This is a genomic window from Micromonospora sp. L31, from assembly GCF_052068075.1.
In the GTDB taxonomy this organism is placed as follows: domain Bacteria; phylum Actinomycetota; class Actinomycetes; order Mycobacteriales; family Micromonosporaceae; genus Micromonospora; species Micromonospora purpureochromogenes.
The window spans coordinates 116,874-128,991 of sequence record NZ_JBQHDC010000011.1 but is presented as its reverse complement, the minus strand read 5'-3'; the positions used below and the strand labels follow the sequence as shown (position 1 = coordinate 128,991).

Sequence of the window (12,118 nt, the reverse complement as noted above, 5' to 3'; positions counted from 1 at the left end):
GCCGCCGTGCCGCTCGTCGCCGGGGTCGACTCGTCCACCCAGTCCTGCAAGGTCGTGATCCGGGACGCGGCCACCGGGGCCCTGGTCCGGCAGGGCCGGGCGCCGCACCCGGACGGCACCGAGGTCGACCCGCGGGCCTGGTGGGACGCGCTGCGCACGGCGGTGGACGCCGCCGGCGGGCTGGCCGACGTCGCGGCGGTCTCGGTCGCCGGCCAGCAGCACGGCATGGTCTGCCTGGACGAGGCGGGCGAGGTGGTCCGGCCAGCCCTGCTCTGGAACGACACCCGCTCCGCCGACGCGGCCCGGGACCTGGTCGACGAGGCCGGCGGCGAGGTGGCGGGCCGCCGCTTCTGGGCCGAGGCGGTGGGCAGCGTGCCGGTGGCCAGCTTCACCGGCACCAAGCTGCGCTGGCTGGCCCGGCACGAGCCGGAGCACGCGGCCCGGGTCGCGGCCGTCTGTCTGCCCCACGACTGGCTCACCTGGCGGCTGGCCGGCGCGCCCGGCCTGGCCGCGCTGCGCACCGACCGGGGCGACGCCAGCGGCACCGGCTACTGGTCGCCCCGCACCGGCGAGTACCGCCTCGACCTGCTGGAACAGGCCTTCGGCCGGGTGGTGGCGGTGCCGACGGTGCTCGGCCCGGCCGAGGCCGCCGGCGTCCTGGACCCGGCCACGCTGGGCGGCCGGGCGCCGGGGCCTGGCGCGGTCGGGGGCTCCGGGGTCGGCCCGTCGGGTGCCGCGCCCGGCGGGATCGTGCTCGGCCCGGGCACCGGGGACAACGCGGCCGCCGCCCTCGGCGTCGGCGCCGGCCCCGGCGACGTGGTCGTCTCGATCGGCACCTCCGGCACCGTGTTCAGCGTGGCCGACGTGCCGGCCGCCGACCCGGGCGGCGCCGTCGCCGGGTTCGCCGACGCCACCGGCCGGTACCTGCCGCTGGTCTGCACCCTCAACGCCGCCCGGGTGCTGGACGCCGCCGCCGCGCTGCTCCGGGTCGGCCTCGACGAGCTGAGCGAGCTGGCGCTGTCCGCCCCACCCGGCGCGGACGGGCTGGTCATGGTCCCCTACCTGGAAGGGGAGCGGACGCCCGACCGGCCGCTGTCCACCGGCGCGCTGCACGGGCTCACCCTGCGTACCGCCACCCCGGCGCACCTGGCCCGGGCCGCCGTCGAGGGGATGCTCTGCGCGCTCGCCGACGGGCTGGACGCGCTCACCGCCCAGGGCGCCGACGCGCGGCGGGTGATCCTGGTCGGTGGCGGGGCCCGCTCGGCGGCGGTGCGCCGGATCGCCCCGCAGGTCTTCGGCCGGCCGGTGGTGGTGCCACCGCCCGGCGAGTACGTCGCTGACGGGGCCGCTCGCCAGGCCGCCTGGGTCGCCCTGGGCGGCGCGGCGCCACCGGAGTGGGCCGACGCCGACACCCGGGAGTACGACGCCGAGCCCGTCCCCGCCGTCCGCGAGCGGTACGCCCAGGCCCGCGACCGGACCGTCGACCGGACGCCGGGCTGAGCGGGTGGGGCCGACCCCGGTGACGCGACCGTGACCTCGCCCTGATTGGCTGCCGCACATGACCTTGACCAGGGGTGGGGCGGCGCGGTCCTGGGGCGGCGGCACGGTGCACCGGTTCTACAGTGTCGTGGTCTTCGTGGTGCTCGCCTCGCTGGACAACGTGGCGATCGGCCTGGTCCCGCCCCTGTACGGGCCGATCTCCGGTGCGCTGGGCGTGTCGCAGCGGCTGCTCGGGCTGGTCACCGCGGTCAGCTTTCTGGTCAGCGCGGTGGCGGCGGTGGCCTGGGCGTACGTGGGGGACCGGACGAACCGCAAGCCGCTGCTCATGGTCGGCACCCTGATCTGGGCGGCCGGCACCGGCGGCAGCGCGCTCGCCCAGGACTACCCGACCTTCCTGGCCGCGCAACTGGTGGCCGCGGTCGGGCTCGGCGCGGTCGGCTCGGTCGGGTTCTCCGTCGTCACCGACCTGATCTCGCCCCGCCGCCGGGGGCTGGTGATGAGCTTCTGGGGGCTGTCGCAGGGAGTGGGGACGCTGGCCGGCACGCTCACCGGCGGCCTGCTGGGGGCCACCGACTGGCGGCGTCCGTTCCTGGCGCTCACCGTGGTCGGGCTGGCCGCCACCCTGGCCTACCTCTTCACGTACGACATCCGGCGCGGGCAGAGCGAGCCCGAGCTGGCCGCTGCGCTGAACGCCGGGGCCGAGTACGACTACCGGATCACCCGCGCCGACCTGCCCCGGATCCTGCACCGGCGGACCAACCGGTGGCTGATCCTGCAGGGCCTGACCGCGCAGGCGGCGTTCGGTTCGCTGGTCTGGCTGCCGGTGCTCTTCGCGCAACGGGCCGAGGCCCAGGGCTACTCGTCGGCGACCGCGGTGGTGGTGGGCAGCGTCTTCGCCACGCTGTTCCAACTCGGCGGGGTGTTCTCCATCGTCGGCGGACTGGCCGGCGACGCGCTGCAACGGCGTACCGCGAGGGGACGGGCCCTGGTCGCGGCGGTGGGCATCCTCGCGGCCGTGCCGTTCTACCTGGTCCTCTTCTTCGTGCCGATCCGCATCGTGGTGCCCGACGGGGCGGGCGGCGGGGCGGTGGTGCGGGCGGTGCTGGCCAGCGTGCTGACCGAGCCGACGGTCGGGCTGAGCCTGCTCGCCGCCGTGGTCGCGCTGGCGCTGACCTCGGCCAACTCGCCGAACTGGTTCGCCCTGATCGCCGACGTCAACCCGCCCGAGCACCGGGGCACCGTCTACAGCCTGGGCAACCTGGTCAACGGGGTGGGCCGGGCGGCCGGCAACGGCCTGGTCGGGGTGGCCTTCCACACCCTGCGGGCGGCCTTCCCGCCGCCGCTGAACTACGCCGTCGGCCTGGCCGTCTTCCAACTCTTCTTCATCCCCACCGGCCTGATGTACTGGCGGGCCTCCCGTTCCTCACCGGAGGACATCGAGGCGGTGCACGACCTGCTGCACGCCCGCGCCGACCGCCTCTGACCGATCGCCGTCGGGCCTCACCGGCCGCGCCGGGCCGGGCCATGCCACGCCTCCGGGCCGAGGTGGACGCCGATCATCAGCACGGTGGCCCCGGGCCGGGTCGGGCTGCGCCGGGTCGGTCCACGCCGCGCCGGGTCGGCTTAGCGGCGCTGGCGCTGGGGCTGAGCCGGCGGATCCACCGGGCCGGGTGCCCCCAGGACGCTATGGACCTGATGTCGTAAACGATTCAGGCCGGCCTGATGTCGGAACGATGCAGACCGCCGTCCACTCGGGACGGCGCGACACGTCCGGCAGCGTGCCCCGGGACACGACCCGCCGTGGAACCCGCCCTACATCCCGTGCGCCGCCATCGCGACGCGCACACCTGTCCCCGTCAACGACGGGGTAGCGCAAGGGCTCTTGGCCTGCCGACCATGGCGGGACGCGGGGTCCGTGCCGGTGCGCTGCGGGGGTGGGGAAGCAGGGCTGAGTCGTTTACGACATCAGATCCATAGCGAACCAACCGGGTGCTGGGGTGGACGGGTGAAGAGTGCCGGACACGGCAGTGACCGAGGCGCCGCGCCATGCCCGAGCCGCCGAGCGGCCGTGCCCTGACGTACCCGAGATCGGTGTGCCGGGCGACGAGGCCCAACCCCGCCGACGCCGACAGGTGACGGCCGCCAGTCCTGCCCGAGCCGACCAGCCGGCCCCGCGGACGAGCGCGGGGCCGGCGGGAGCGGCAGTGGTCAGGCGCGGACCCAGACCGTCACGTCGGTGGGGACCCGGCCGTCGGCGTCCAGCGGGGCGCTGCTGTGCAGCAGCTCCCCGGCCGGCGCCGGGACGGCTGCCGCGCCGAAGTTGGTCAGCACGGTGAGCCCGCCGTTGCGGAAGGTCAGCACCTCGTCGCCGGAGGAGAGCCACCGCAGCGGACCCCGGGCCAGCCCGTGCTCGCGCCGCAGCCGCAGCGCCGTCCGGTACATCTCGTACGTCGAGCCGGGCACCCCGCGCTGCCGGTCGAGGGCGTACTCGGCCCACAGCGGCGGCTGCGGCAGCCAGCTGGCGTCGGTCGGCCCGAAGCCGTACGACGGAGCGTCGGCCTCCCACGGGATCGGCACCCGGCAGCCGTCGCGGCCGCGCTGAGTGTGGCCGCTGCGCTCCCAGGTCGGGTCCTGCCGGACCTCGTCCGGCAGCGTGGTGTGCTCCGGCAGGCCCAGCTCCTCGCCCTGGTAGAGGTAGGCGCTGCCGGGCAGGGCCAGCATCAGCAGGCTGGCCGCGCGGGCCCGGCGCAGGCCGAGCGCGGCGTCCGGCTGCGGGTCGCCGATGCCGATGCCGTTCGGCCGGCCCCCGCCGACGGACAGTCCGAGCCGGGAGGCGTGCCGCACCACGTCGTGGTTGGAGAGCACCCAGGTGGTCGGCGCGCCGACGCTGTCGGTGGCCTCCAGCGAGCGGGTGATCACCGCGTACTGGGCGGGCGCGGTCCACGAGGCGAGCAGGTACTCGAAGTTGAACGCCTGGTGCATCTCGTCCGGGCGCACGTAGCGGGCCAGCCGCTCCGCCGGCTCCACCCACGCCTCGGCGACCAGGACCCGTTCGCCCGGGTACGAGTCGAGCAACCGGCGCCACTCCCGGTAGATCTCGTGCACGCCGTCCTGGTCCCACATCGGGGGCCGGGGCTTCGCCACCTCGCTGCCGGAGAGGATCTCCTGCGGCTCCTGCCAGTCGGCCAGGTCGGCCTGCTTGATCAGGCCGTGCGCCACGTCGACCCGGAAGCCGTCGACGCCCCGGTCCAGCCAGAACCGCAGTACGTCCAGGAACTCCTCGCGGACCTCCGGGTTGTCCCAGTTCAGGTCGGGCTGGCCGGTGTCGAACAGGTGCAGGTACCACTGGCCGGGCCGGCCGTCGGGATCGGTGACCCGGGTCCAGGCGGGGCCGCCGAAGACGCTCTGCCAGTCGTTCGGGGCCTGGTCGCCGTCCGGGCCGAGACCGTCCCGGAAGATGTAGCGGGCCCGCTCCGGGCTGCCCGGGGCGGCGGCCAGGGCCGCGGTGAACCACCGGTGCGCCGAGGAGGTGTGGTTGGGCACCAGGTCGACGATCACCCGCAGACCCTTGGCGCGGGCCTCGGCGATCAGCTTGTCGGCGTCCTCCAGCCGCCCGAAGAGCGGGTCGACGTTCCGGTAGTCGGCCACGTCGTACCCGGCGTCGGCCTGCGGCGACGGGTAGAACGGCGACAGCCAGACGGCGTCCACGCCCAGCTCGGCGAGGTGGCCGAGTCGGGCGGTGATGCCCGGCAGGTCACCGACGCCGTCCCCGTCGGAGTCGGCGAACGAGCGCGGGTAGATCTGGTAGATGACGGCCTCGGTCCACCACCCGGTGGCCGGGCCACCGGACTGTTCCTGGTGCCTCGCGTCGGTGTTCAGAGCCTTCTCCCTGTGTCGAGCCGTGGTGCGGTCGAATCCGTTCAGTGTGCCCGCGGTGGTGCGGTCGATTCACGCACCACCAGCCGAGTGGGCAGGATCACCGGGGGGGTCGGCGTGTCGTCCCGGCCGCCGCCGACCCGCTGGTCGGGGACCCGGCCGGCGTACGGGCCGGTGGTGCGGGTGCCGAGCGGGTCGAGCAGCAGCCGGGCGGCGAGCCGGCCCTGCTCGGCGGCGGGCTGGGCGATGGTGCTGAGCCCGAGCACGCTGGCCAGGTCGTGGTCGTCGACGCCGATCACGCTGACGTCCTGCGGCACCCGCAGCCCGGCGTCGCGCAGCGCGGTGATCGCGCCCATCGCCATCTCGTCGCAGGCGGCGAAGATCGCGGTCGGTGGCTCGCCCCGGGAGAGCAGTTCGGCGGTGGCCCGGGTGCCGCCGTCGATGGTGAACTGCGACTCGACGTCGAGGCTGGGGTCGGGGCGGATCCCGGCCGCCCGCAGCGCCTCCCGGTAGCCCCGGCGCCGGTCCAGGTGGGTGGTGAAGGCCAGCTCGTCGTCCGGGTCGCCGGAGATGTGGGCGATCCGGCGGTGCCCCAGGTCGAGCAGGTGCCGGGTGGCGGTGCGGGCGGCGGCCACGTCGTCGATCCGGACGCAGGGCCAGCCGGGCACCACGGTGCCGGAGCTGATGGTGATCCCGGGCAGGTCCAGCGCGCCCAGCGCGGTCAGGTCGGCCGGCCGCAGGGGCGTGGCGACCAGCATGATGGCGTCGACGCGCTTGTGCAGGTTGGCGTTGCGCAGCACCCGCTGCCGGATCTGCTCCCGGCCGCCCAGGTTGTACAGGAGCAGGTCGTACCCGGCCTGGTGGAGGAACTCCTCGACCGCCTCCACGACGGTGCCGAAGAACCAGCGGGTGATCCGGGGGACCACCACGGCCACCGTCCCGGTCCGGCCACCGGCCAGCCGCGAGGCGCTCGGCGAGACGGCGTACTGGAGCTGCTCGGCGGCGGCGAGCACCCGGCGGCGCGTCGCGGCCGACACCGTCGGCAGGCCGCGCAGGGCCCGGGAGACGGTGGCGGTCGAGACCCCGGCGAGTCGGGCGACGTCATCAATCTTCGTCATGGTGTTCCCCCGCTCCGCGCCCGTCACCGCCGCCGCCCGCCCGGCGGGCGGCGGCGGTACGAGGCCTCAGCCCTTGACGCTGCCGGCGAGCAGGCCGCGGACGAAGTAGCGCTGCAGGGACAGGAACACGATCAGCGGTACAACGATCGAGACGAACGCGCCCGCCGTCAGCCGCTGCCACTCGTTGCCCCGGGTGCCGGCCATCTCGGCGAGCCGGACGGTCAGCGGGGCGGTCTCGTTGCCGCCCCCGGCGAAGATCAGCGCGACCAGCAGGTCGTTCCAGACCCAGAGGAACTGGAAGATGCCGAAGGCCGCCAGGGCCGGGGTGATCAGCGGCAGGACGATGGTGCGGAAGATCTTGGGGTGGGTGGCCCCGTCGACCCGGGCCGCCTCCATCAGGTCCCTGGGCAGCTGCGAGATGAAGTTGTGCAGCAGGAACACCGCGAAGGGGAGCGCGAAGCAGGTGTGGGCGAACCACACCTGGGCGAACTTCTGCTCGTCCACCAGGTCCCAGGCCGGCATCAGGGTGACGCCGGCGACGGTGACGCCGGTGGAGAAGAACTTCAGCAGCGGCACCAGCGCCATCTGCAGCGGGACGATCTGCAACGCGAAGATCGCGATGTAGAGCCAGTCCCGGCCCTTGAAGTTGATCCAGGCCAGCGCGTACGCGGCGAGCGAGGCGAAGGCGAGCGGGAACAGCACCGAGGGGATGGTGATGGCCAGCGAGTTGATGAAGTAGCTGGCGAGCTGACCCGAGGAGGACGAGCTGCCGAAGAGCACCTCCTGGTAGTTCTCCAGGGTGAACTGCGGGTTGGTGAAGAACGTCCACCAGCCCGTGCTCTTGATCTCGTCCTCCGGCCGGAACGAGGACACGAAGAGGCCGAAGGTCGGGATCGTCCAGAGCAGCGCGATGACGATCGAGATCAGCGTGGCCGTACGGCTGTTCAGCCGCTTGCGGACGCGTCCGGCGGTGGTGGTCTTCCCGGTGGCCTGGGTGCCGGCCGGGACCGTGGGCGTGGCGGTGCTCATCTCAGCCCTCCCGCTGCTGACGCAGGTTGCGGATCTGGTAGATCACGATCGGGACCACCAGGATGAACAGGAAGACGGCCAGCGCCGAGCCCTGCCCGTTCTGGCCGTACCGGAACGCCTGGTTGTACATCTCGTTGGCGATCACGCTGGTGTCGTAGTTGCCGTTGGTCGCGGTCCGGACGATGTCGAAGACCTTGAGCGTGGCGATCGACAGCGTCACCACCACGACGATCAGCGCGGGCCGGATGCTCGGCATGGTGATCTGCCAGAACATCTGCCAGGGGGTGACCCCGTCGAGGCGGGCGGCCTCCACGATGTCCGCCGGGATCGCCTTGATCGCGGCGGAGAGCACCACCATGGCGAAACCGGCCTGGATCCATACCATGATCACGATCAGCAGCAGCGTGTTCAGCGGCGACTCCAGCAGCCACTGCTTCGGCTCGCCGCCGAGGCTGACCACGATCTGGTTCAGCAGGCCGATCTGCTCCTGGCCGTCGCCGCGGTAGGCGTAGACGAACTTCCAGATGATGCTGGCGCCGACGAACGAGATCGCCATCGGCAGGAAGATCAGCGACTTGGCGACCGCCTCGAACCTGGCCTTGTCCACCATCACCGCGTAGAGCAGGCCGAACGAGGTGGCCACCAGCGGGACCAGCAGCACCCAGACCAGGGTGTTGAGCAGGACCCGGACGATCGAGTCCTCGGAGAACATCCAGCCGTAGTTGCGCAGGCCCACCCAGTCGTTGCTGCCGGCGTCCATGAAGGAGAGCAGCGTGGTCCGGATCGCCGGCACCACCAGCCCGATGGCGAGCAGCAGCAGCGTCGGCAGCAGGAAGAACAGGGCGAACAGCCCCTCCCGCGGCTTCAGCCGGCGGGGCAGTGGACCGCCGCTCGCCGCTGCGGCGACCAGCTTCTGCTCCCGACGGCGGGCGAACCAGGCCGGCACCACGTCGAGGAGCAGGAGCAGACCGCCCACCACCGCGACGAAAGCGATCAGCCCGTACATCAGCATGAGGAACTTCGGCTGTTCCTCCGCGAAGTCGAACTCCATCGACCCTCCTTCAAGGGCTCGGTTTGCGGTGGTGGCCCGGTCCGCGACGCGGACCGGGCCACCAACTCAGATCACTTCCAGCTGCCCTCGATGCCGTTGAGGACGGTCGCGGTGTCCTTGCCGTTCACCCAGTCGACCATGCCCTTCCAGAAGGTGCCCGCGCCGACCGCGGCCGGCATCAGGTCCGAGCCGTCGAAGCGGAAGACGGTCTTCGGGTCCTGGAGGATGCCGACGGAGAGCTTGTCCACCGGGTTCGGCACGTTGGCCAGGTCGAGCTTCTTGTTCGCCGACAGCCAGTCGCCGATCTTGGCGCGGCTGTTGACGTACTCGCCGGAGGCCAGGTAGGTCTGCACCGCCTGGACCTCGGGACGGTCGGCGAAGCCCGCGACGAACTCGCCGGCACCCAGCACCGGCTTGCCCTTGGCCGGGTCGATGGCCGGGAAGTAGAAGGCGAAGACGTCGCCGTCCTCGGCCACCTTGGTGCCCTGCGGCCACTGGTTGGCGTAGAAGGACGCCTGGCGGTGCAGCGCGCACTTGCCGGTGGTGATCGGGACGCCCGCCTCCTGGAAGGAGGTGGTGGCGATGCTCTTCACCCCGCCGAAGCCGCCGTTGACGTACTTCTCGTTCTTGAGGATGGTGCCGGCCTTGTTCACCGCGTCGGCGACCTTCGGGTCGTTGAACGGGATGCCGTGGGTGGTCCACTGGTCGTAGACCTCCGGACCCTGGGTCCGGAGCATGACGTCCTCGATCCAGTCGGTGGCCGGCCAGCCGGTGGCGTCACCGGACTCGATGCCGGCGCACCACGGCTTGGTGCCGCTGGCCGCGATGGTGTCGCTGAGCTTGATCAGGTCGTCCCAGGTGGTCGGGACCTGCCAGCCCTTCTCCTTGAAGGTCTTCGGCGAGTACCACACGTACGACTTGACGTTGGAGCCGAGCGGAACGCCGTAGAGCTTGCCGTCGACGGTGCTGTACTTCAGCCAGTCGGGGGTGAAGTTCTGCTCGGCCAGCGCCTTGGTGTCGGCGCCGACCGTCTTGACCTTGCCCGCGTCGACGAACCGCTTGAGCAGACCCGGCTGGGGGATGAAGGCCAGGTCGGGGGCGTTGCCACCGTCGACCCGGACGCCCAGCTGGGCCTCGAACTCGCCGCTGCCCTCGTGGTCGATCGTGATGCCGGTGCAGTCCTCGAACTGCTTCCAGGACTGCTCCAGGCGGTCGGCCTCGATGTCCCGGATCGACGAGTAGATCGTGACCTTCTTGCCGTCGTGGCCCTGGTACTTCTCGTATGCGGCGCACTCCGCGGAGCCCGCGTTGCTGCTCTTCTTGTCGTTGCCGGTGCCGCAGGCGGTGGCGCCGAGCGCCAGCCCCAGTACGCCGGCGATCGCGAGAGCCTGGCGTGATCTGGCAAACGCCATGCCGTTCTCCTTCCTTGCCGGCGCGTGGAGGAGTCGAAGTCGCGCCGGTCCGATGGTCGTCTCCACATGTAAGCGCTTGCATCACCTCCGGTCCAGCCCTGGCCGGACACGGCCCGGTAACAATCCCGAAACCCGCCCAGCGGCCGTGGGCACGCTCCCGCGCAGTAGTCGCGACCTGCACCAAGCGCCACTTCCCATCGATGGAGGTTTCTGCCACGCTGTGCCCAGCAGATTGAAGAATCTCAACATTGGAGGTGCTGGATGCGCAGACGGTGGTGGAGCCTGGCCGCGGCCGCGCTGCTCGCCTCGGTGGCCCTGGTGGCCCCGGCGACCCCCGCGCTGGCCGCGCCGACGTTCAAGGTGCCGTTCCCCTGCGGCCAGTCCTGGTCCGGGCAGACCCGGTCCGACCACAGCCCGGCGTACGCGATCGACTTCAACCGCACCGACGACCTCGGCGACCCGGTGGTGGCCAGCGCCCCCGGCACCGTCGACCGGGTCACCGACCTCGGCGGCACCAGCTACGGCAAGTACGTCCGGATCGACCACGGCGGCGGCTACACCACCTACTACGCCCACCTCAACGGCTTCAACGTCTCGGTCGGCCAGACCGTCGGCTATGGCAAGGTGATCGGCTGGGTGGGCAGCACCGGCGGCTCCACCGGGCCGCACCTGCACTACGAGCAGCGGCTCAACGGCAACGACATCCAGGTGCGGTTCAACGGCGCGCTGGCGCTCTACTGGGGCACCAAGAGCTACTCCAGCGACAACGCCTGCTCCGGCGGCACCGCCTCCGGCACGGTCAACACCGCCGGCGCGGACCTGACCGTGCGCTCCGGCCCGGGTACCGGCTACAGCGCGGTCGGCTCGGTCGCCGACGGGGCCAGCGTGACCATCTACTGCCAGACCACCGGCACCACCGTCACCGGCACGTACGGCACCAGCTCGATCTGGGACCGGATCGGCTCCGGCCGGTTCATCTCCGACGCGTACGTCTACACCGGCCACGACGGCTGGATCCCGAACGTCCCGCGCTGCTGAAGCGCGCGGACAGCGCGTAGAGCAGCGTCCGTCCGGCCGACGGCACAAACCCGACCCAAGAGCGGGCGCGACAGACCCCGGACGCACGGCGCCGGGGTCGTCGCTGCCGCATCTCCAGGTCTGGGAGGACGGAGATTCCGGAAGCGACGACCCCGGCGGGTCCGGTGACGCGAAACCAGCGTCAATTGAAGATGCTGACACCACCCGGGCCGACCAGCAGGCCCACCACGATGAGGACGACGCCCCACAGGATCTGCCGGCGGAACAGCGCGAGGATGCCGGCGACCACGAGTACGACTGCGAGAATCCAGAGAATCAGCTCCATGGCGGCTGAGTACCCGTCTCTCCGATCCCGGAAACCTGGGAGATCATTCGAGGTGATCGCCCAGGTGGAAGATGCTGTACGCCTGCTTGATCACGGGGTGCGCGACGTTGCGGACGCGGACCCCGCCGGGGGTGGTGCCCCGCTCGGTGCCCGCGTGGGCGTGCCCGTGCAGGGCCAGCGCGGTCGGCGCCGAGTCGATCGCCTGACCCAGCTGGTACGACCCCAGGAACGGATAGATCTCCAGCGGTTCGCCGGCGAGCGTGTCCGGCACGGGGGAGTAGTGGGTGAGCGCGACCAGCCGGTCGCAGTCCAGCCCGCGCAGCGCCTTGCCCAGCGCATCGGCGCTCTCGTTGGTCGTCCGGACGAAGGCCTTCATCTCCGGCTCCCCGAAGTCGCTGGCGCACCGGCCGGCGAAGCCACCGCCGAAGCCCTTGACCCCGGCCACGCCGAGCCGGCCGCCGGCGCACTCCACCACCGTGCCCGTCCCCTCCAGCACGGTGATCCCGGCGCCCTCCAGCACCTTGATGACCTGCGGCACCTGGTCGCACTGGTGGTCGTGGTTGCCGAGCACGGTGATCACCGGCACCCCGAGCCCGCCGAACTCCCGGGCCACGCAGCGCGCCTCGGACTCGGTGCCGTGCCGGGTCAGGTCCCCGGCGAGCAGCAGCACGTCGGCGCAGTCCGGCAGCTCCTCCAGCGCCGGGCGGAACCGGCCGACCACGTCCTCGTCCACGTGCACGTCGCCGACGGCGGCGATCCGGATCATCGT

Annotated in this window: 9 protein-coding genes and 1 pseudogene; 3 read left to right on the top strand and 7 right to left on the bottom strand. The window is 72.3% G+C overall.

Going from position 1 to position 12,118, the window contains the following annotated elements; translation table 11 throughout:
• Positions 1–6 precede the first annotated feature (6 nt).
• Both xylB and ACTMS9_RS25665 read left to right on the top strand, forming a co-directional pair.
• The gene (gene xylB / locus ACTMS9_RS25670) at positions 7–1,500 is read left to right on the top strand and encodes a xylulokinase (RefSeq protein WP_441166205.1); all 1,494 of its coding nucleotides are present in this window, start codon (positions 7–9) and stop codon (positions 1,498–1,500) included.
• Positions 1,501–1,558: 58 nt separating this feature from the next.
• Entirely contained in the window at positions 1,559–2,983 is a 1,425-nt protein-coding gene (locus ACTMS9_RS25665) for an MFS transporter (protein WP_441142833.1), read from the top strand.
• A gap of 725 nt (positions 2,984–3,708) precedes the next feature.
• Here the strand turns inward: ACTMS9_RS25665 and ACTMS9_RS25660 are convergent.
• The 5 genes from ACTMS9_RS25660 to ACTMS9_RS25640 form a co-directional block, all read right to left on the bottom strand.
• A complete protein-coding gene (locus tag ACTMS9_RS25660; RefSeq protein ID WP_441143980.1) occupies positions 3,709–5,379 on the bottom strand; it encodes a glycoside hydrolase family 13 protein in 1,671 nt (556 codons plus the stop codon).
• Positions 5,380–5,420: 41 nt separating this feature from the next.
• Positions 5,421–6,494: a LacI family DNA-binding transcriptional regulator gene (locus tag ACTMS9_RS25655; RefSeq protein WP_441142831.1), complete on the bottom strand. Its 1,074-nt coding sequence runs from the start codon at positions 6,492–6,494 to the stop codon at positions 5,421–5,423.
• Positions 6,495–6,560: 66 nt separating this feature from the next.
• The gene (locus ACTMS9_RS25650) at positions 6,561–7,523 is read right to left on the bottom strand and encodes a carbohydrate ABC transporter permease (protein WP_154942333.1); all 963 of its coding nucleotides are present in this window, start codon (positions 7,521–7,523) and stop codon (positions 6,561–6,563) included.
• Position 7,524: 1 nt separating this feature from the next.
• Positions 7,525–8,574 carry a carbohydrate ABC transporter permease gene (locus ACTMS9_RS25645; protein ID WP_280836058.1) on the bottom strand — a complete coding sequence of 350 codons (1,050 nt, stop codon included), beginning with the start codon at positions 8,572–8,574 and terminating at the stop codon, positions 7,525–7,527.
• A 71-nt stretch (positions 8,575–8,645) separates the two neighbouring features.
• The gene (locus ACTMS9_RS25640) at positions 8,646–9,986 is read right to left on the bottom strand and encodes an ABC transporter substrate-binding protein (protein ID WP_238449322.1); all 1,341 of its coding nucleotides are present in this window, start codon (positions 9,984–9,986) and stop codon (positions 8,646–8,648) included.
• A gap of 261 nt (positions 9,987–10,247) precedes the next feature.
• Here ACTMS9_RS25640 and ACTMS9_RS25635 point away from each other — a divergent pair, with 261 nt between their 5' ends.
• The gene (locus ACTMS9_RS25635; RefSeq protein ID WP_441166204.1) at positions 10,248–11,024 is read left to right on the top strand and encodes a peptidoglycan DD-metalloendopeptidase family protein; all 777 of its coding nucleotides are present in this window, start codon (positions 10,248–10,250) and stop codon (positions 11,022–11,024) included.
• Positions 11,025–11,205: 181 nt separating this feature from the next.
• Here the strand turns inward: ACTMS9_RS25635 and ACTMS9_RS25630 are convergent, their stop codons facing one another.
• Positions 11,206–11,349, bottom strand: a complete 144-nt coding sequence (locus tag ACTMS9_RS25630) for a GPGG-motif small membrane protein (RefSeq protein ID WP_165947907.1) — start codon at positions 11,347–11,349, stop codon at positions 11,206–11,208.
• Positions 11,340–12,115 (bottom strand): annotated as a pseudogene (locus ACTMS9_RS25625) (metallophosphoesterase family protein). The gene ACTMS9_RS25630 and the pseudogene ACTMS9_RS25625 overlap by 10 nt, the downstream one beginning before the upstream one ends.
• Between the last annotated feature and the right edge of the window lie 3 nt (positions 12,116–12,118).

Coding starts and splice junctions, on each gene's coding strand:
- ACTMS9_RS25635 (WP_441166204.1), top strand. CDS start 10,248: ATGCGCAGACGGTGGTGGAGCCTGGCCGCGGCCGCGCTGCTCGCCTCG.
- ACTMS9_RS25630 (WP_165947907.1), bottom strand. CDS start 11,349: ATGGAGCTGATTCTCTGGATTCTCGCAGTCGTACTCGTGGTCGCCGGC.
- ACTMS9_RS25655 (WP_441142831.1), bottom strand. CDS start 6,494: ATGACGAAGATTGATGACGTCGCCCGACTCGCCGGGGTCTCGACCGCC.
- ACTMS9_RS25640 (WP_238449322.1), bottom strand. CDS start 9,986: ATGGCGTTTGCCAGATCACGCCAGGCTCTCGCGATCGCCGGCGTACTG.
- ACTMS9_RS25645 (WP_280836058.1), bottom strand. CDS start 8,574: ATGGAGTTCGACTTCGCGGAGGAACAGCCGAAGTTCCTCATGCTGATG.
- ACTMS9_RS25650 (WP_154942333.1), bottom strand. CDS start 7,523: ATGAGCACCGCCACGCCCACGGTCCCGGCCGGCACCCAGGCCACCGGG.
- ACTMS9_RS25665 (WP_441142833.1), top strand. CDS start 1,559: ATGACCTTGACCAGGGGTGGGGCGGCGCGGTCCTGGGGCGGCGGCACG.